Source organism: Phenylobacterium sp. RIFCSPHIGHO2_01_FULL_69_31, from assembly GCF_001824475.1.
Taxonomy (GTDB): domain Bacteria; phylum Pseudomonadota; class Alphaproteobacteria; order Caulobacterales; family Caulobacteraceae; genus Phenylobacterium.
Window position 1 is genome coordinate 434,718 of record NZ_MHXN01000014.1, and the last position, 18,231, is coordinate 452,948.

General features: G+C 67.5%; 15 protein-coding genes and 2 pseudogenes. 9 read left to right on the top strand and 8 right to left on the bottom strand.

What is annotated here, in order from left to right:
• Nucleotides 1-5: 5 nt before the first annotated feature.
• The 5 genes from bla to A2790_RS11405 all read right to left on the bottom strand — a co-directional run bounded on the left by bla (nt 6) and on the right by A2790_RS11405 (nt 4,897).
• Complete coding sequence (gene bla / locus A2790_RS11385; protein ID WP_293391384.1) at nt 6-878, bottom strand: class A beta-lactamase; 873 nt, start codon at nt 876-878, stop codon at nt 6-8.
• A gap of 94 nt (nt 879-972) precedes the next feature.
• Nucleotides 973-1,803 carry an alpha/beta hydrolase-fold protein gene (locus A2790_RS11390; protein WP_293391386.1) on the bottom strand — a complete coding sequence of 277 codons (831 nt, stop codon included), beginning with the start codon at nt 1,801-1,803 and terminating at the stop codon, nt 973-975.
• A gap of 23 nt (nt 1,804-1,826) precedes the next feature.
• Complete coding sequence (locus tag A2790_RS11395; RefSeq protein WP_293391387.1) at nt 1,827-3,476, bottom strand: M20/M25/M40 family metallo-hydrolase; 1,650 nt, start codon at nt 3,474-3,476, stop codon at nt 1,827-1,829.
• A 40-nt stretch (nt 3,477-3,516) separates the two neighbouring features.
• Complete coding sequence (locus tag A2790_RS11400) at nt 3,517-4,359, bottom strand: AraC family transcriptional regulator (protein ID WP_293391389.1); 843 nt, start codon at nt 4,357-4,359, stop codon at nt 3,517-3,519.
• A gap of 124 nt (nt 4,360-4,483) precedes the next feature.
• Nucleotides 4,484-4,897: a four-helix bundle copper-binding protein gene (locus A2790_RS11405; RefSeq protein WP_293391391.1), complete on the bottom strand. Its 414-nt coding sequence runs from the start codon at nt 4,895-4,897 to the stop codon at nt 4,484-4,486.
• A 266-nt stretch (nt 4,898-5,163) separates the two neighbouring features.
• Here A2790_RS11405 and A2790_RS11410 point away from each other — a divergent pair, with 266 nt between their 5' ends.
• The 4 genes and pseudogenes from A2790_RS11410 to A2790_RS11425 form a co-directional block, all read left to right on the top strand.
• Nucleotides 5,164-6,597, top strand: coding sequence for a site-specific integrase (locus A2790_RS11410; protein WP_293391393.1), 1,434 nt, complete (start codon nt 5,164-5,166; stop codon nt 6,595-6,597).
• 1,193 nt (nt 6,598-7,790) lie between these two features.
• Entirely contained in the window at nt 7,791-10,238 is a 2,448-nt protein-coding gene (locus A2790_RS11415) for a PAS domain-containing protein (RefSeq protein ID WP_293391395.1), read from the top strand.
• Nucleotides 10,225-10,494 (top strand): response regulator, encoded by a 270-nt coding sequence (locus A2790_RS11420; RefSeq protein ID WP_293351768.1) that lies wholly within the window; start codon nt 10,225-10,227, stop codon nt 10,492-10,494. The genes A2790_RS11415 and A2790_RS11420 overlap by 14 nt, the downstream gene beginning before the upstream one ends.
• A 382-nt stretch (nt 10,495-10,876) precedes the next feature.
• Nucleotides 10,877-11,254 (top strand): annotated as a pseudogene (locus A2790_RS11425) (helix-turn-helix domain-containing protein); the annotation flags it as partial.
• Here the strand turns inward: A2790_RS11425 and A2790_RS11430 are convergent.
• On the bottom strand, nt 11,253-12,167 hold the full coding sequence (locus tag A2790_RS11430; protein WP_293391396.1) for a DHA2 family efflux MFS transporter permease subunit: 915 nt from the start codon (nt 12,165-12,167) through the stop codon (nt 11,253-11,255). The pseudogene A2790_RS11425 and the gene A2790_RS11430 sit on opposite strands and share 2 nt — an antisense overlap.
• A gap of 344 nt (nt 12,168-12,511) precedes the next feature.
• Here A2790_RS11430 and A2790_RS11435 point away from each other — a divergent pair, with 344 nt between their 5' ends.
• The 5 genes and pseudogenes from A2790_RS11435 to A2790_RS11450 all read left to right on the top strand — a co-directional run bounded on the left by A2790_RS11435 (nt 12,512) and on the right by A2790_RS11450 (nt 15,680).
• Entirely contained in the window at nt 12,512-13,150 is a 639-nt protein-coding gene (locus A2790_RS11435) for a TetR/AcrR family transcriptional regulator (protein ID WP_293391398.1), read from the top strand.
• 282 nt (nt 13,151-13,432) lie between these two features.
• Complete coding sequence (locus tag A2790_RS11440) at nt 13,433-13,762, top strand: helix-turn-helix domain-containing protein (protein WP_293391400.1); 330 nt, start codon at nt 13,433-13,435, stop codon at nt 13,760-13,762.
• Nucleotides 13,763-13,786: 24 nt separating this feature from the next.
• Nucleotides 13,787-14,029, top strand: a pseudogene (locus A2790_RS24440) (TetR family transcriptional regulator C-terminal domain-containing protein); the annotation flags it as partial.
• Nucleotides 14,030-14,490: 461 nt separating this feature from the next.
• A complete protein-coding gene (locus A2790_RS11445) occupies nt 14,491-14,970 on the top strand; it encodes a MarR family transcriptional regulator (RefSeq protein ID WP_293351776.1) in 480 nt (159 codons plus the stop codon).
• Between the two features lie 17 nt (nt 14,971-14,987).
• Nucleotides 14,988-15,680, top strand: coding sequence for a hypothetical protein (locus A2790_RS11450; RefSeq protein WP_293391402.1), 693 nt, complete (start codon nt 14,988-14,990; stop codon nt 15,678-15,680).
• Here the strand turns inward: A2790_RS11450 and A2790_RS11455 are convergent.
• Nucleotides 15,592-16,533 (bottom strand): tetratricopeptide repeat protein, encoded by a 942-nt coding sequence (locus tag A2790_RS11455; RefSeq protein WP_293391404.1) that lies wholly within the window; start codon nt 16,531-16,533, stop codon nt 15,592-15,594. The genes A2790_RS11450 and A2790_RS11455 overlap by 89 nt on opposite strands.
• A 236-nt stretch (nt 16,534-16,769) precedes the next feature.
• Nucleotides 16,770-18,002 carry a hypothetical protein gene (locus A2790_RS11460; protein ID WP_293391406.1) on the bottom strand — a complete coding sequence of 411 codons (1,233 nt, stop codon included), beginning with the start codon at nt 18,000-18,002 and terminating at the stop codon, nt 16,770-16,772.
• Nucleotides 18,003-18,231: the final 229 nt, after the last annotated feature.

Genomic DNA, 18,231 nt, shown 5'->3' on the forward strand with positions numbered 1-18,231 from the left:
GGCCCTCAGCTAGCGAGGGCCCTGGCGGCCACGCGCGCGACGTCGGCGATCACGGCGTTGCGCTGCGCGCCGGTCGCCTGGGACTCCGCGTAGTAGACGGTGACGATCGCAGGCCGTCCTGACGGCGGCAGGATCACCGCAACGTCGTTGTTCGCGCCGTTCTCGCCCGCGCCGGTCTTGTCCATGACGACCCACCCCGTGGGGATGCCGCGCCGGATGCGGGCGTCGCCGGTGGTGTTGCTGGCCATCCACTGGCTGAGCCGCCGCCGGGACTCGGACGAGAGGGTGGGGCCGAGCAGAAGCTTGCGCAGGTTGCGGGCCATGGCGTCGGGCGAGGTGGTGTCGCGCGGGTCGCCCGGCGTGGCCTCGTTCAGGAGCGTCTCGTATCGGTCGAGGCGGGTGATCTCGTCGCCCAGCCCGCGGGCGAACCGGGTGAGCCCCGCCGGCCCGCCCAGGCTGTCCAGCAGCAGGTTGCCGGCGGTGTTGTCGCTGAAGCGGATGGCGGCCGCACAGATCTCGGCCAGCGTCATGCCGTCTCCCCCGACCCGCGGCCCGGTGACCGGCGAGTAGGTGACCACCTGGTCCTTGCCGAACACGACGCGGCGCTCCAGGTCCTCGCGCCCCCGGTCCACGCGGGCCAGCACCGCGGCGGCGGCCAGGGTCTTGAAGGTGCTGCACATGGCGAACCGTTCGTCGGCGCGCCGGGCGATGCGCAGGCCGTCGGCGGGCCGCCAGATCACCACGCCCAAACGCCCGCCATGGCGCTGTTCAAGATCGGCCAGGGCGGCGTCGGCGGCGCGCGGGTCGTCCGCGGCGGCTTCGGCAGCGGTCGCGCCGACAGCGAGGGCGGCGGCCAGGGCGGTGCGGCGGGTCAGCATGGCGTGGCTCCTGTGAGGATGGGCCGGAGGGATAGACGCGATCGCCGCCGACGTCCGTCCAGCCGATGCGGAGATTCCGCGAAGTCCCAAAGCATCATGCGTGCAGATGCTGCGCGAGGATCGCCCGCACCCGCCGTTGCGTGTCGGCGTGGGTCGCCAGGGCGTTGTGCCCGCCCTGGGGCGCGAGGGTCAGCGCGGCGTCGAGGCCGGCTGCGCGGAGGGCGGCGCAGGCCCGCTTTGCGTCCTCGGTCGTGAACTGATCGTCGTCCGTGTTGTGCACCAGCCGGATCTTCACGCCCGGCTGTCGGCGGCGGATCTCGTCGGCCTCGGCGGCCAGATCGTAGGCGCCGAAGACGCCGGCGTCGCGGGGGACATAGGTTGTCTTGAGCTTGCGCTCGTAGGCCGCCACCGCCGCGCGGACGGAGAGGGGCGCGTTCAGGGCGACCACCGAGCCCAGCCGCAACCGGCTGCGGCTGAGCGCCGCGAGCGCCGCCGCGCCGCCCATCGAAAACCCGAACAGATGAACGGCGCCGTCCGGGGCGGGGGCATAGGCCTCGGCCGCCGCGTCGGACAGGGCCTCGAGGCTGGGCGCGGCGGCGGAGAGCAGCGGAACAAGCAGCGACCCGGCGTAGTCCTCCTGCTGCCGCCTCACGAGCACGTCGATCCCGCCGCCCGGCGACCCGGGGGCGAACGGCAGGGGCGCGTAGATGCTGAGGGCGCCTGGAAGGGGCGGCAGGGCGGCGGCCAGCGCCTGCGGCGTCTGTGGCGGCCCCAGGCCTGGAAGCAGGATGAGGCGCGGCGCGTTGCGGCGGCCGCCGGGCATGGCCACCCGCACGGTGCGGCCTGCCAGCTCTGCGGCGACGGCCGGCGGGGCCGCGGCCTGCGCCCCGGCGCCTGCGAGCGCGAGGCCCAGGCCCAGCGCCACCGCGCGCCGCCCAGGGCCTTCCCTCACGGCGCGGGTGGCCGGGCGCGCGCGGCGTGGGGCGCGAAGGCCTGGGCCAGGGGATCGCCCGCGTACCAGGCCGGCCGCTGTGATGCGTTGGCGGCCCCTGCGATCACGCCATGGATATAGCGCGCCCAGCGCTCGGCCTGATCCCAGCGGATCGGCAGCTTCATGTCGTCCGACGGCTGGTGATAGGCGGTGTTCTCGTAGCCGTCCCACTCGGCGATGCCGTCCGGACCCGCGCGGGGAAGGCCGCGGGCGGGGTTGGGAAACAGCACCGGCACGCCGTGCCGCAGGAACGGATACTGGTCGCTGAGCGCCAGGTTGCCCCGGTCGGGGATCGGGTCGGGCACATGCACGGCGCCGATGGCCTTGGCCGCGGCGGCCGAGATCTGGCCCAGGGTCGAATGGTCGGCGCCCAGGGCGACGATCCCGCCGAAGTCGTGGAAGGTCATGAGGCCGTCGACGCTGATCGCGGCGGCGATCTTCTCCAGCGGCACGGTGGGATAGGTGACGTAATAGTCCGAGCCGAGCAGCCCCTTCTCCTCGCCCGTGGTGGCGATGAACAGCACGGTCCGTTGCGGCGGCGGTCCGGCGGCCATGGCGCGCGCGACGTCCAGCATCACGGCGACCCCGCCGGCGTTGTCGATCGCGCCGTTGTAGATCCGGTCGCCGGCGACCTCCGGGCCGATCCCCACATGGTCGAGGTGCGCCGCCACTACGACGTACTCGTCCTTCAGCTTCGGGTCCGCGCCGGGCAGGACGCCGATCACGTTCGGCGAGGTCGCGTCCTCGTGGCGCGAGGCGCGGGCGATGCGGATGCGGCCGTCCAGCGGAAAGCCGCGCGGCGGCGCCGTGTCCGCGGCCCGATAGATCGCCTCGATGTCCTGGCCGACCTTCGAGAAGAGCTGGCGGGCGAAGGCGGGGCCGAGCGTCATCGTCGCCGCCGGCGGCAGCACCTCGCCGGGCCGCCGCTCGCCGATCCAGCCCACCGCCGGCAGCGGTCGGTAGATGCGGGTCCGCTCCCAGGGCGAGTATTTCTCGCGGGCCGGCGCCTTGAGGGTCAGCACGGCCGCCGCGCCTCGGGCGGCGGCCATCCGCTCCTTCTGCTGGATCCAGCTGTAGTGCGCGCGCAGGGCGGGGGCGAGGGTGGCCGGGGCGCCCTCCATCAGGACCACGCCCTTGCCGCGGACATCCAGCCCCGCATAGTCGTCGAGGCCGAGCTGCGGCGCGTCGATCCCCCATCCGACGAAGACGAGGTCCAGGTCCATCGTCTCGCGGGTGGCATAGGGGCTGGCGTCCAGGGCCACGTCGACGCCGTTGACGAGGGCGATGCTGTCGCCGCCCGCCGAATAGCTGATCTGCGTGCTCTCCAGCGTGCGCCGCCGCACCTTCAGCGGCTGGAAATAGCTGTCGCCCACGCCGGGCTGCAGTCCGGCCGCGGCGTACTGGGCCGCGACATAGGCCGCGGCGATGTCGAAGCCGCGGGCGCCGGTATCGCGGCCCTCCAGCAGATCGTCGGCCAGGAACCGCGTATGCGCCTCGATCGCCCGCGCCTCGAGCTTGGGCGCCGGGGGCGAATGGGCGCAGGCGGCGGCGAGGGCGCATACCGCCGTGAGCACGAGCGAACGCGTGAGGGCCGTGGGGTGGGGCATGTCCTGATACCTGTCGGGGAAGGGATGCTGGGCCGGCGCGTTACGGCTCGCGGATCTGCGACGGCGTCGCCCCGAGGACCCGCCGCGTCCAGCGCGCGAGATGGCTCTGGTGGGAAAAGCCGCAGGCGTAAGCGACCTCCGAGGTGCTGAGCCGGCGATCCTGGAGCAAGGCCCGGGCGCGCTGCACCCGCCGTTCCATCACATAGCGGTGGACGGACTGGCCCATGGTGCGTCGGAAGAGGGCGGTCAGGTGCGGGACGCTCAGGCTCGCTTCGGCAGCGATCCGCTCCAGCGGCAGATCGTCGGCCAGGTTGGCCTCCACGAAGTCCGCGATCCGCCGCTGCTGCGGCTTCGAGAGGCCGCGGCGACGGGGCGCGCCCGCGGCCATGAAGCTCTGCAGCAGGCGCGACGCCAGGGCGGCCCCCAGGCTGTCGGCATAGATCCGGGCGGCCGGCTGCGGCGCCTCGATCTCGCTGGCCAGCGCCCGGACGATGGGCTCGATCACGGCGTCGCGGGCGCCGATCCGGGGGGCCAGGTCGATGGAGCCGCGGATCGCCAGCGCCTCGGCGGTGTCGGTCAGCAGGCGTGGGTCAAGGCGAACCGAAACGAACTGCACCGGCGCTGAATCCTCCCAATAGCCCGAGGCCCCGGCGGGAACGAGGTCGAAGGCTCCTGGCGTCAGCGTGTGGACGCGGCGAACGCCTTCGCAGCCGCATTCCGCCGCCACGCCACCGGTCTCGTAAAACACCAGGCGATGGTCGGGCCGGGGGTCGGCGGCGTGCCGGCCCGCCGTGGCGTGGATGCGGTTTGCAGAGATCCCTCCCCATTCGCGGCTCGCGCGGCAGTGAAGGCGAGCATCGTCGACGGCGGCGAAACGGGTCATAAGCGGCACTGAACTCCGACCGAAGAGCACCGCGAATTACTTGCCGCAGTCAACTGTCTGCGGCGGTCCCGAGGCTTGCCGTCATCGGATCGTGCTCAGGGCGCCGGCCCAGACTCCCGCCGACCTACTGCATCGTCTGGCCGAACGTCCGGCGCGCCTCCTGGCAGGCGCGTTCGCACCGGCGGCAGGCTTCGGCGCAGATGCGGCAGTGTTCCATCTGGCTCGCGTGTTGCTCGCATTCCTCCGCGCAGAGGCGGCAGGCTTCCTCGCAGGTCTCCAGCATGCTGGCGATCAGCCGCTCGTTGGAGCCGGTGCGGCGCGTGCTGATCTGGCCGGTGGTGAGGCAGACGTCTGCGCAGTCGAGGCATGTGCGGACGCACTGCGTCATCTGCTGGACCATCTCCTCGCCCAGACAGGCGTCTGCGCACGAGGTGCAGGTCTGCGAGCAGTCGTAGCATTCCTCGATGCACCGGATCAGGGCGTCGTTCGTGCTGCCGCGGACATGGGGATGCGTCGCGATGATCTGTTGGGCGTGCATGTTCGCCTCCTCTGACAGGTTGTGGGGGTCAGGGGGAAACAGGCTGGGATGACAGGTGTTCCAGGCGATCGCCGGCGCCGCCCTTCACGATTCCGGGCGGCGGCGAAGACGACCGAATAAGGAAAACCCCCCGCCGTGTTGCGGCGAGGGGTTTATGGTGGAGCTAAGCGGAGTCGAACCGCTGACCTCTTGAATGCCATGGGCCCCGGAGGCCATTTTCGGCCTGTTTCAGGCGATGTCATTTCGTTTCTAATGCATTGTAGGAGTTGAAGAAATGGAGGACTTGGGCAAAACTGGGAGCGGGTGAAACCTGGGTGCCAATTTTGCCTGTTGGTACCCATGCGGTACCCAGAAAAGGGCCTCCTGCGATGCCGAAACTGACTGAAAAGCTGGTCGCCGCACTGGCTCCGCAGGCCGCGGAGTACGTCGTTTGGGACACCGAGGTGACCGGCCTGGGCGTGCGGGTCCGGCCCACCGGCTCAAAAAGCTTCATCCTGGTCTACCGGCGGGGCGGCAAGAAACGGAAGCACACCATGGGTCCGCTGCGGGCGGACTATGGCGTGAAGGAAGCCCGCGACCGCGCCGGCGATCTGCTGCACGGCTTGCGCAGCGGCGTCGACCCACAGGACGCCAAGGCCGAGGAACGCGGGGCGATCAGCGTCTCCGAACTCGCCGACGCCTACCTGGAGGACGGTCCCGCGCTGAAGCCCGAGAAGAAGGCGAGCAGCTGGGACACCGATCGCGGGATCTTCAAGAACCACGTCAAGCCGCTGATCGGCCGGATCCTCGCCCGCGAGGTCACCAAGAACGACGTGGCGATGATGCAGCTCGACATCTCGAAGGGGAAGACCGCCAGGTCGGAGAAGACTGGTCACCGGCGCCGCTCCAACGTGAAGGGCGGCAAGCGCATCGCCTCCATGGCCGTCGTCGTACTGGCTGCGTGCTACCAATGGGGTATCGAGACCGGCCGGGTGACCCACAATCCGGCGCGCGGCGTCAAAGGGTTCAAGACGACGCGCCGCGAGCGATATCTCTCCGAGAGAGAGGTCGCCTGCTTCAGCGAGGCGATCGCGGACATCGAACGCGAACAGCCGCACATGGCGGTGATGGCGGACGCCGTGCGGCTACTGATGCTGACGGGCTGCCGGAAGAGCGAGATCCTCACCCTCGAATGGGCCTGGGTCGACTGGACCAAGAGCTGCCTGCGGCTGCCGGACTCGAAGACCGGCGCGAAGGTCGTTCCGCTCGCAGACGCCGCCGTCTCGATCCTGAAGCGAAGATGGGAGGCGAACCGCGCCGAGCCGGACATGCGCGGGCACAATTCCGGCGAACGTCCGGAGCCGAAGCGTCGCTCGCCCTTCGTGCTGCCCGCCGTGAAAGGCGACGGCTGCTATGTCGGTCTCGGCCATCACTGGGAAATGGTCCGCGTCCGGGCGAACCAGGTCTCGCGCAAGCGGGCGCAGGAGGCCGGCGATCACCCCGATGATGTCGCGCCGCTGACCAATGTCCGCCTGCACGACCTGCGGCACAGCTTCGCAAGCTTTGCCATCGCCGACGGCGCGTCGCTCTTCATGGTCGGCAAGGTGCTCGGCCACAAGCAGTCGCGCACGACCGAAATCTACGCCCACCTGAGCGACGATCCGATCAAACAGGTCGCGAACCGCACCGCGTCCCGCGTGGCGGCCGCAATGGGCGGATAGACGGGCGGACTTCACGACCCCACGGTGGACCGTGATCATGGGACACAACCGGCCCATTCGCACCTGTTGGGTCGTCCGAGCGTCTATGCCTCGAGCAGAGGTGGGCGGCCGAACGCGTCCGAGCAGGCCCTCGCGAGCGCCGCGCATGGCGCCGACAACACTTTGGGTAGGGGGAACCCGGATTCGGCGAGCAGCGCGGCGGCCTCGCCGCCACTCAGTCCCGCCGACACGTCCAGCCAGTCCTGCGCGTCCAGCAACGCCGGACCGGGGGCGTGCTGATCCAGACGCTGGGCCGGCTAACCTGCGGGACTTGGCGGGCAGTCGCGTTCGTGCGCGGGCGAAACCGGCGCGACGGGCGCCCCGTTGAACCTATCCGACGATGGCTCAGGGGGCCCCTTGACCGATCCGAACGCCCGGTTGGTTCTCTATGTCGAGGATGATCCCGCAGTCCTCAAACTCGGCGTCGTGGCCCTGGAAGACGCGGGTTCCGGGTTGAGCCCGTCCAATCGGGCGTCGACGCTATTCGTGAGCTCGAGCAGTCCAGCGCGTCTTTCCGCGCGCTGGTGACGGACATCGACCTGCCGGGCGGGCCCAACTGACGACCGTCGAGTCCGAGCGCGACGTATTGCATGAACTTGCAGGCAGAGGCGCGGAACCTCCAAGCTTCGGACACAGCCAAGCTACATCGACGCAAACCGTAGCTATCCAATCGGGCGCTTGAAAGCGTCACGTCTTGCGCGCGAAGCAAGACTTGACGCGGGAACCCCATCTGATCCTGGAGAGAGTCCGCGCACCGTCAGGCGATGACGGCGGGGCGCGCCGCCAAACCGCCGCCGGCCCCAAAGGGGCGGCCACGCCGGCGCACCGCAAGAGCCGCTGTTTGAGCGGCGGGCTGCGCGCGACCGACGGGCGCTGTCCGAACCCGATGGGGGCGTTGCGGGGCAGGCTGTGCAAAAACTCCGGAAGGTCGTCGGGTACGATCACCACGCCGTAGTCAGCACGAGAAGACCCGGCTCGCGGCATCATCAGCTAGGCCTCCAGGGTGCTCGACGACAGGCTGCCAGGAGCACGGGCTCTGAGCGTAAGTGAGCCCGAATGTCGCAGTGCTGGCGGCGTTCGACAGCGCAATGTTAACCGTGCCTTCCCTATTCACCCGTCATCTCGAAGGCCAGAAGCAGGCTTAGGGGCGACGGGTGACTTCGAGATACGAAACCGAGCGCCTCGCGGCCCTGCACGGCTTGGACGTCCTCGACACCCCGCCGGAAGCCATGTTCGACAGTATGACCCGGCTTGCGGCGCTGACGTTTCAGACGCCGATCGCCCTGGTCTCCTTGGTCGACACCGACCGGCAATGGTTCAAGTCCTGCGTGGGCCTGGATGTCCGCGAGACCTCTCGGGACGTGGCCTTCTGTGATCACGCCATTCGGCAGCCGGGCGTCATGGTAGTGCTCGACGCCACGCAAGATTCCCGTTTCGCCGGCAATCCCCTGGTCACCGGCGAGCTTGGGATCCGATTCTACGCCGGCGCGCCGCTGATGACGTCGTTGGGGCACAGGCTGGGTACGCTGTGCATCATCGACCAGCATCCACGCGCGTCCTTTGACGAAGTCCAGCGCGCCCAACTGGCGGCGATGGCTAACGCGGTCACCGACGCGATGATCATGCGGCGTGACATCTCCAACTTCATATCGCTGGAGCGAGATCGGGCCAAGGATCGCGCTCTCTTGGCGCAAGCCGAAGAGATGGCGGGAGTCGGTCATTGGTCCTGGGATGCAACGACCGGCGTGACGTTCTGGTCTCCCGCCGTTTACCGCATCCATGGGTATGACCCCGCGCTGCCGCCGCCTGACCTTGCTGGAGTCCTGGCACTATATCATCCTGACGACGCCGCGACCCTGGCCAGCCTCGTCGAACGCGCCGTGTCCCAGGGCGAACCCTACTCGCTGAATGCACGGATCATCCGGCCGGATGGCGAAACCCGGCATGTGTCGGCGCGCGGGACCTGCGATCGCGACGAAACGGGCGCCGTGCGTTCGCTGGTCGGCACCTTCGTCGACGTTACCGACCTTAAGCTCGCGGATGAAAACCTTCGCGCCAATGAGGCGCGCCTCAAGTTCCTGATGGATCAGTCGGCGGACCTGATCATTCGCGTTGAGCCTGGCCGGGGCATCACCTGGGTTTCCCCGAGTTGCCGCCTCTACGGATATGAGCCGGAAGATCTCGTCGGAACCTTTGCTCTCGAGCTCGTCCATCCTGATGATCTGGCGAATGTTGAAGCGGTGCGTGCCGCGCGGTTCGCGGGTCTCCCGGCCCCGCCGGGAAGCACCCGTGAACACCGCATCCGCCACAAGGACGGAAGCTGGATATGTGTTCAGGGCAACCCGACCCTGATCAGGGGCGCGGACGGCCAGGTCCTCGAGATCGTCAACGTCCTGAGGGACGTGACCGTCCAGCGCGAAACCGCACGCGCCCTTGAGGCGGCCCGTGATACGGCCGAGGCGGCCGCTCAGGTGAAGACCGACTTCATGGCCAACATGAGCCATGAGATCCGCACTCCGCTGACCGCGATCCTGGGCTACACGACCCTGCTTTCGGAACGACCGGAGCTACACCTTGAGGCGCGTACTTACGTTTCGCGCCTTGGTAATGCCGGTCAGGCCTTGCTGGCGATCGTCAACGACATTCTTGATTTCTCGAAACTTGAGGCCGGGCAGGTCGTCATTTCGCCGAAGCCAACGCAGCCCTCCAATTTGCTTCGCGAGACGTTGCTGATGTTTGCGCCGCAGGCCGATGCAAAGGGCATCGAACTCGATTTCGCAACCGTTGGCGAACTGCCGGGCGCGTTGCTGGTCGATCCTGACAAGACGCGCCAGATCCTGCTCAATCTGATTGGCAATGCAGTGAAGTTCACCGACCGGGGGCACGTGCGCCTGACGGCCAGCTATGACGCTGCCAACGGCCAGTTCGATGTTTGGGTTGAGGACACCGGCCCGGGCATGACCCAGGAACAGACCCACAAGCTCTTCCAGAGATTCTCGCAGGTCGACGGGTCGTCGACGCGCCGCCATGGTGGAACAGGTTTGGGACTGGCGATCAGCCGTGGCCTCGCCGAAGCTATGGGCGGGGACATCGACGTGGCGAGCGGGCTGGGCCGAGGTTCGACTTTCCATCTCCGGATTGCGGCCGTCGCCGCGGAAGTCGCTGACGATTTCGAAACCACAGAAGCAGCTGGACGCGATGTGCTCGACGGAATTCGCGTGCTTGTCATCGACGACAATCCCATCAACCGCGAACTCGCCCGCGCGATCCTTTCGCCTTTCGGGGCCGAGATAAGCGAGGCGGCGTCGAGCCGCGATGGCCTCGCCATCGCGTCCGAGATGCCAGTCGACGTCATATTGTTGGATATGCGAATGCCAGAAATGGACGGGCCGGAAGTCCTAGCATGCCTGAGGGCTGGCGAAGGCCCCAACCAGTCCGTTCCGGTCCTGGCGTTTACGGCGGAAGCGGAGGAATTCTCGACACATGTCGTCGACGGCTTCGATGGGCTAGTCGCCAAGCCCATGATTCCGGCCGACGCCGTCGCAGCTATCCATGCGGCAATCGTTGGGGACTTCGAGGAGGCGGCTCGTGTTGCACTTTGAACGAGACCGGCCGCGCATCCTGGTGGTGGATGACGACCCCATGGTGCCTGATATCGTGACGACCCGGCTCTCACTGGCCGGGTGCACAACCTACAGCGCCCGCGATGGATTGGCCGCCGTCGAACGGATTCGGGAAGTCAGGCCTGTCGCCATGGTCTTGGACATCAACATGCCCGGGCTCGACGGCTTTGGCGTCCTGAAGCACATGAAGATTACCGGTTCGATCCGGTCGATCGCGACCCTTGAGCTTTGTTGAGGGATCTGCTCGGGACCAGATCAACCTGCTTCCCCCCTGCATCGACGACTATGTTGCTAGTAATGCATTGGCCCGCGTCGTCGATGCGTTCGTCCCCAGCTTGAACCTAGCTGAGCTGGGTTTCGGCCGCGCGCAGCTACGGGCCGTCCTGGATACCATCCAGCCGATATGCTGCGGCTCTACATTGCGGATTCCGGGCTGATCGCGCCCGTCATTCCGAAATGATGCCGCCCACCATTCCGATCTGATGCCGCCCACCGTTCCGATTAATCCCCGCGCGGCATTCCGAGATGATGCCGCCCAGGGCGCGGGCCGTGAGGGTCTTCGTTGGCTCTAGGGTTCCTCCTTTTGGGAGGGGCCGATGCCGACGGAGAGGATCGCCATGCGCCGCGTGCGCGAGATGCTGAGATTGAGCCGGGACGCCGGCCTGGCGACCCGCGAGGTGGCGAGGCGGACCGGGGTGGCGCCCTCGACGCTGCGGGAGATGTTCCGCCGCTTTGAGACGTCCGGGCTGACGTGGCCGTTGCCGCTGGACCTGGCCGACGCCGAACTGGAGGCGCGGCTCTGCGGCGAGGCCGGGACCAAGCAAGGCCACCGCCGGCGCGCCGAGCCGGACTGGGCGGCGCTAAACCGGGAGCTGAGGCGCAAGCACGTCACCCTGCAGATCCTGTGGGACGAGTACATCGAGGGGCATCCGGACGGCTATCGCTACAGCCGGTTCTGCGAGCTCTACCGCAGCTGGGAAGCGCGCCTGCCGGTCAGGCCAGCGTGCTGAGCGGCGAGAACAGCAGGCCCACTCCGAAGCCCTGGACGAACCCGCTGGCCAGGATCGGCCCGGAGGTCATCTCGAGGGCGAAGCCGCCCATCATCCACAGGCCGCAGACGCAGAGGACGAGGCCCAGGAAGAGGCACATGCGGGGGCCCAGACGCGTCATGGCCATCGGCACGAGCAGGAACGAGACCAGCGATCCCAGGCCGCGCGTCACGCTGGCGACCCCGGCCTGCGTGGCCGAGTAGCCCATCAGATTCTGCATGAACGAGGGCAGCAGCGCCGTCGTCGAGAACAGAAGCACGCCCACGAAGAACCCGAACAGGGTAGTGCCGATGAAGTTGCGGTCCTTGGCGAGGTCGCGGTGGAAGAAGGGATGCTTGGCGGTCGCCGTCTGAACGATGAAGACCCATAGGCCCGCCAGCGCGATCGCGGTCTCGACCCAGATCTCCTTCGAGTCGAACCAGTCCCGACCGGGGCCGCGATCGAGCATCGCCTGGAGGCCCACGATGAAGGCGATCAACCCGCCGAAGCCGACGAAGTCGAAGGGCCTGGCCCGCCCTCCCGGGTCGTGGGCCATGAACCGCAGCACCCCCAGCGTCGCCAGGATTCCGATCGGCAGGTTGATATAGAAGACCCAGCGCCAATCGAGCTCCTCGGTGATCCAGCCGCCGAGCGTGGGGCCGGCGATGGGGCCCAGGATCACCGCGGCGCTCCAGATGCTCATCACTCGCGGGATCATGGTCATCGGGAAGATGTCCAGCATGACCGATTGCGAGAGCGGCATCAGCCCCGCGCTCGCCAGCCCCTGCAGGACCCGGAAGGCGACCATCTCGGGCACGTTCCGGGCGAGGCCGCACAGCATGGAGGCGATGGTGAAGCCGATGATCGACCCCAGGAGCATGGTCTTGCAGCCGATCTTCTGCGCCGGCCAGCGGCGTCGCCACCGCGGTCGCCAGGATGTACGAGGTCAGCACCCAGGTGATCTCGTCCTGAGAGGCCGAGAGACTGCCCTGCATGTGCGGCAGCGCCACGTTCGCGATCGTGGAATCGAGCGTGTACATCAGCGTCGCCAGCTCAACACGGCCGGGGCCGCCCCACTGCACGGCCCACCGCGTCCCAGCCGGCGCGGGCTACTCGTGGACACATCTATTCAACCATACCCTACGTTCGGCAAGTGTCGTCGCCCACGCAACGCCGCGAAGGCGACACCGCCGAGCTTGATGACGTGCACATGGTTGGTCATTGATGCTTTTGGGGGGCGACGCGTCGAACATGTCCAGAAGCACAGGCCAGATCGACCTGGCGAAGAACGAAGCCATACTGGACGCCGCTATCGAACTGTTGGTGGAGCGTGGCGTGGAGGCGTCCCTGGAAGACATTGCGCGCCGCGCGGGTGTCGCCAAACAGACCATCTATAACCACTATGGTTCGAAGAACGACGTGGTGCGCGCCCTCGCCGCTCGGCGCGCCGCCTCGATCGCGGCCCCCTTGGCTGGACTGGATGCCGCCCAGCATCCCGAGCGGACCCTCGCTGCGTACGGCGTCGCATTGCTGCAAGCGCTCCTCGCGGCCCGCAGCATCGGCTTCATGCGCTTCGCCATCGGCAGCGCCGCGACGTCGCCCGAACTGGCGCGGGCGATCTATCATTCGGGGATCCGCACGAGTCGAACCAGTCTCGCCGACTACCTCGTCGTCGAGGCCTCGGCAGGACGGCTCAGCATCCCCAATCCCAGTCAGGCCGCAGAGATGTACGCGGGGATGGTGATCGGGAGCCTCCAGTCCGCCCTTCTACTGAACGCTGGCACGGACATCTCCCACGAGGAAATCGAAGCCACCGCCTGCGAGGCTGCGCATCGCTTCATGCGCGCGTTCGCTCCGGACTAGCGCGATCGCAACCCCTCCATCGGCTTTGCACCAGCTCGAAGCTTTCGCTTGCCTCGGCGGCCACCGAGGCGACCTTGAGGTCCGGACAGTGGTGCAAGGTGGCGATCATCAACGGACAGCGGGGGGTGAGCGATAGGCGTTGGTCGGGCAGCCTCACGTCTGGACCTCCCCTACATGCCATGCGAGGCCTCCGAGCCACAGAGTCACAGAGCATCGCGCGAATGTAATATACATTATAGGCTTTACGGCTGAGTGCTCTAGCCTGAGCGAGGATTTCCCCAAGTGCAAAGTGCGGCCGATGTGGGGGCGCGACGGAATGCCATCGCCGCCGCCGCGCTGCGCGTGATGCAGCGTCAGGGCCTTGACGGGCTAAAAGTACGCGCCATCGCAGCAGAGGCCGGCGCGAGCACCGGCGCAATCACGCACCACTTCCCGTTCAAGAGCGACCTCCTCGCGGCGGCTTCAGAACTGTTAGCGAGCCAAGTCCGCGCACGCATCAAACGCGCCGAGGCGGCGCAGCCGGCGCTGGTCGCGATTCAGAGAACGATGCGCTATGCGCTGCCGCTAACCCCCGAGATGCGGGTGCACTGGCGCGTCTGGATCAGCTTCTAGGCTAGGTCAAGCGATGCGGATGTCGCCCGCATTCTCCGCTCTGACTACGCTGACTGGCACCAGCAGCTCACCAAACTCGTAGGCCGCGCGCAGTCTGAAGGCGACGTGGCAGCCTGCGCTGACCCGGCGCTCGTGGCTCGGGGGCTTGCGGCGATGCTGGACGGGGTCGCCATTGGCATGCTTCGGGATGGCAGTCGCCTGGCCACGCGGCCGCGATTGGCTGAATATTCTGCGGCAGACGGGCTAGGGCAGAACATTTCGGACTAGCCGGCCCCATGGAGGGCCCGTCAGCCGGAAAAGAAAAACGGACGCGCCAAAAGGCGCGCCCGAAATGACAGAAAAACTGCCGATGAGAATTCTAGCAATAATTGTATCATACATTATTGTCAAGCATCCATGGTCTGGGGCTTGGCCGAGCGCTGGCGGACGTGGAGCGTGGCGTTGAAGGTGAGGATCAGCCCACGCATGCAGGGGACGAGGGCGAGCGCGGCTTGCCGGCCTGACGCATGCGGTCGTGGGTGGGGCCTTACGGGGTTTGTGCCGGACGCCGCTCAGCGTGGCCATAGAGCACCTGGCGCAGAAGCGCCGTCCGCCCCACGTGGTGCGTGCGCCGCGCATCGGCCGTGGCGATCTCGCTTCGAGCCAGGCCAGATGCAGCTCCACGCCGCGCTTTTTCGAGGGGAAATCGGCTCGTTGGCGGTCCGAGAGCGCTGTCGTAAGATGTCGGTATGGCACATTACATTCGGGCGGCCGAGATTGGAGTCGAGGCAACACTCCTTGGGCGGCGATGGCGCGGGCTGATAGATGATCATCTGCGGGCCAGCGGGCTCACGAACGCCCGCTGGCAGGTGTTGCTGACCCTGTCGAGGGTCGAAGACGGGGTCCACCAACGGGAGCTCGCCGACCAGCTGGCCGTCGGCGGGCCCACGATCGGGCGTCATCTGGAGGAGTTGGAACGCCTGGGCCTCATCGAACGCTATCCCCGGGCAGGCGACCGGCGCGCCCATTGCGTGCGGCTGACCGCTAGGTCGAAGCCGCTGATGGCACGGATCGACGCGATCGTCGCAGCCCTCCAGCGCGATCTGCTCGGAGATCTTTCTGGCGAGGCCCTGGAGACTTGCCTGACCATTCTGAGAATCCTGAACCTCCGCCTGGACCGCGACCAGTCGCGGCCGGGGGAGCTCACAGAAGACTGCGTTCAGACGTGAAGTCCCAACCCGATCCCATGACGCTGAAGTTCCGGTGCCCGCAGGAACTGGACGGACTGCTGCCCCTACCCATCCCGGCGACGCGCGGCCTGCCCGACTGGTTCAAGACCATGCCGCGACAGGCGCTCAACCCGACTGTTTCCATTGAGGACGACACAGTCAAGCGGTGCCCCCCGTTCATAGACGCCATGACCGCCGGATTCCTGATCCCGCTGATTTGTGACGTAAGGGTCGAGAGTGGCGAATTCACCTGGGACAACGACCTCCCGCCGGCCAGAGGCGTGGCGTTCGAGCGCTCGCCAATCGGCTTCCATCCCGCCAGCCAGGTTATCGGCTCGCCGCTGTTCGACCAGGATCGGCTCCTCATCAAATTCCACAACCTCTGGACGATAGAGGTGCCCGCTGGCTATTCGCTGCTTTTCACGCATCCGGCCAATAGATTCGACTTGCCGTTCACCACCCTGACCGGTGTGGTGGACTGCGACCGATACCACGACACCAGGATCCACTTCCCGGCGCACTGGCACAACGCGGCCTTCAACGGCGTGCTGTCGAAGGGCACGCCCGTCGCGCAATGCATCCCGATCAAGCGGGAGGCCTGGACCGCCGAGACAGCAGTCTTTATCGCGGAGGAGGCGATGGCGAACCGCGATTTGAGCGAGCGGATCCGCCGCGAGAAGGGCGTCTACCGCCGCCACTATCGGGTCTGAACGGGATCAATTTGCTGCGCCACCAGGAATGCCGCCGCAGCGCTAGGCCGCAGGAAGAAGCGGCCATGCGAGGCGGTCGCAAGCGCCACGATAGCCAGCGGCGCCAGCCGATCCGCCCTATGCGCCGCGGCGCGCAAGGTGGCTTCTCGGCGCTGCGCGCGCCCATTTCCAACTGACATTTTCCGAGCTCAAGCAGGGTCGCCACGTCTTCAGGCCGCAGGGCAAGCGCGCGCCGAAGGAGATCGGCGGCGGCGTATTCGCCATCCAAGACCATCACCCGGGCCAGTCCGACCGTCGCGTCGTGCCGCTCAGGCGCCGTCGCGAGCACCTGCAGAAACAGACGTCGCGCCACGTCGCGTTCATTGCGTCCAAGGTGGATAAATCCAAGTCCGACACGCAGCCCGACCCCATCAGGCACGAGCGCAAGCCCGCCTTCGAGCACAGCGATGGCCTCGTCGAAACGGCCGATCTCGCCGAGTTGCTCTCCCAGTTTGAGAAAAGCCAACGGGAACACGGGCCTCCCCATCGTCGCCCGGCGCAACTGCTCGAGCGCCTCGTCGGCTCGACCGGCGGCGTTCAACGCCATGGCCAGCAGGGTTTCAGTCCCCGGCTCTTGGCTGCGCCGCACCGTTCGCTGCAACAGATCTATAGCCTCCTGGACCCGGTCCTGCAGCATAAAGGCTTCGGCCAGAATCTGCGCGGCCATCACATTACCCCGGTCAGCCTTGAGCACCACAGACGCGAGTCGCTCGGCGTCATCGGGGCGTTGCGCTCGCAGCGAGATCACGGCGTGTTCCAACGCCGGATTGACGACGTTCGGCCGCTGGGGGCTTGGCGGTGGGCGCTTCGGCATCGATCTCCACACTAGAACAAGAATGAGCTGGCCGAAGGCTTCAGCGCCGCCAGAATCGGAGATGTGGCCGAACGCGCCGACAGCGGTGCGGTGGGCGCGCCGGCGCGGTCCGCGCACCGACGTTCAAGGCTCCGGCCCGGCGCCTTCAGGATCCTGCCGCGGAAGCGCGCCGTCGTTGCGCCAGCGTTCGTTCCGGAACGTCACAGCGCGCGAGCTTGAGGCCCCGAATCCCGTTTTCAGACCGGAGCGAGCCCCAGGCGCATGAGTTGCGCGACCTCGCGCGAATGGTCGTCCGCGCGGCCGCCGCCATCCAGGAGCCCTGAGGCGAGCCAGCCGCAGAGCGCAGTCCAGATGAGCGGCGCCAGATCATAGTAGCGTTCCCGGAGTTGGTGATTTGCCACCGCGTCTACTTGGCGGCCACGCAGGTTCCCCCACAAGACGCGCCACCGAATACGCAGGGCCCGGAGGTCGTCGGGTGAAAGCGCCTCAAGCCCCACGAATGGACGCAGAGGCTGGACATCTTCGCGAAGGTAGGCCTCCGCCAAAGCTTGAGTGAAGGCGAGCGCGGCGGCGGCTGTGGCACGCCCACTTGCGAAGGCCTCCTCCTGTATCCGATAGAAGACGTCGATCGTCCTAGCCTGGCAGGCTCGCACCAGACCCGCCTTGTCGCCAGCGAGGTCCCTGAGGGGGCGTGAATCGCAGCCGAGGCGCTTCGAGACCTCTTCCAGCGGAGCGAGCCATCCACCGCAGCGGTTGAGCAGGTACGAGGCGTTCACGAGCACCCTCTCGCGGCTCAGGCCCTGAGGGCCAGGGAAGCCGACGCTTGCCGCGAAGCGTGACGCCGGCGGCGCAAGGTCTAGGCGCGGCGCCTCCACCCCGACCGACCGGTCTCCTGCCCGGCCATAGGTAAGGAGGTCTTGAAGCGCTTCGATGACGCGACGACGATTGAAGAGCTTTGCGGGCGGCATCCTGTGCGATGCGACCGGCGTCCATAGGATAAGCCCGAGGATGGCTTGCGCAGCGACTGGGAAGTCGCAATCGCGAACCTGGCCCGCCCGAGCGCCCGCCGCGAGCACGGCCGCCAGTTCTTCGACGAGTGCGTCGTGAAGGCTCCGCAGCTTCACGCCTCGGGCGGCCGAAAGGAGATAGATTTCGCTCGGTCCTGCGATTTCCGGGCGAGCGGGGTTCAGGACCGTCGCGACGAGAGACTGGACGACCTTCAACGGGTGCTCTTGCCGGCGCGTGGCTCCGCGAAGGTGCCAGGCCAGCACCTGGAAGGACCGCTGGTAGACCTGGAACAGCAGGTCCTTGCGCTCTTCCGTCAGGCCGCAGAGGGCAGGTCTCACCCCGCTGAGTTGCTCGGCGAACTCCGCGAGGGTCGAGAGTTCCACCCCCTGGGCGTTGAAGCGCTGGGCCGCGTGATCGAGCGTGCGGTCGCGAGGCGAGGTTTCTGCCGACGGCGGTCGCACCCGGTCCCTCTCTGCTCCGCGCCCGCTGCGGTGGCTCCCGAAAGGTGCGAAGCCTGTCGGCGCGGGGAAAGCGCGCAGGAGGACGCGCAGCGTCCTCACCCCTTCCCCACAGCGCTTTTAAGGCCAGTATCGGACTTCGATCTCGCAGGTGCGTGGCAGTTTGTACCATACAATACTACCGCATCGATACAAGCCCCCAGGAGCGCCTCCGGCGCCGCCAACCGCGTGG

Coding starts and splice junctions, on each gene's coding strand:
- bla (WP_293391384.1), bottom strand. CDS start 878: ATGCTGACCCGCCGCACCGCCCTGGCCGCCGCCCTCGCTGTCGGCGCG.
- A2790_RS11395 (WP_293391387.1), bottom strand. CDS start 3,476: ATGCCCCACCCCACGGCCCTCACGCGTTCGCTCGTGCTCACGGCGGTA.
- A2790_RS11400 (WP_293391389.1), bottom strand. CDS start 4,359: ATGACCCGTTTCGCCGCCGTCGACGATGCTCGCCTTCACTGCCGCGCG.
- A2790_RS11405 (WP_293391391.1), bottom strand. CDS start 4,897: ATGCACGCCCAACAGATCATCGCGACGCATCCCCATGTCCGCGGCAGC.
- A2790_RS11430 (WP_293391396.1), bottom strand. CDS start 12,167: ATGCTCCTGGGGTCGATCATCGGCTTCACCATCGCCTCCATGCTGTGC.
- A2790_RS11435 (WP_293391398.1), top strand. CDS start 12,512: ATGCTTTTGGGGGGCGACGCGTCGAACATGTCCAGAAGCACAGGCCAG.
- A2790_RS11445 (WP_293351776.1), top strand. CDS start 14,491: ATGGCACATTACATTCGGGCGGCCGAGATTGGAGTCGAGGCAACACTC.
- A2790_RS11450 (WP_293391402.1), top strand. CDS start 14,988: ATGACGCTGAAGTTCCGGTGCCCGCAGGAACTGGACGGACTGCTGCCC.
- A2790_RS11455 (WP_293391404.1), bottom strand. CDS start 16,533: ATGCCGAAGCGCCCACCGCCAAGCCCCCAGCGGCCGAACGTCGTCAAT.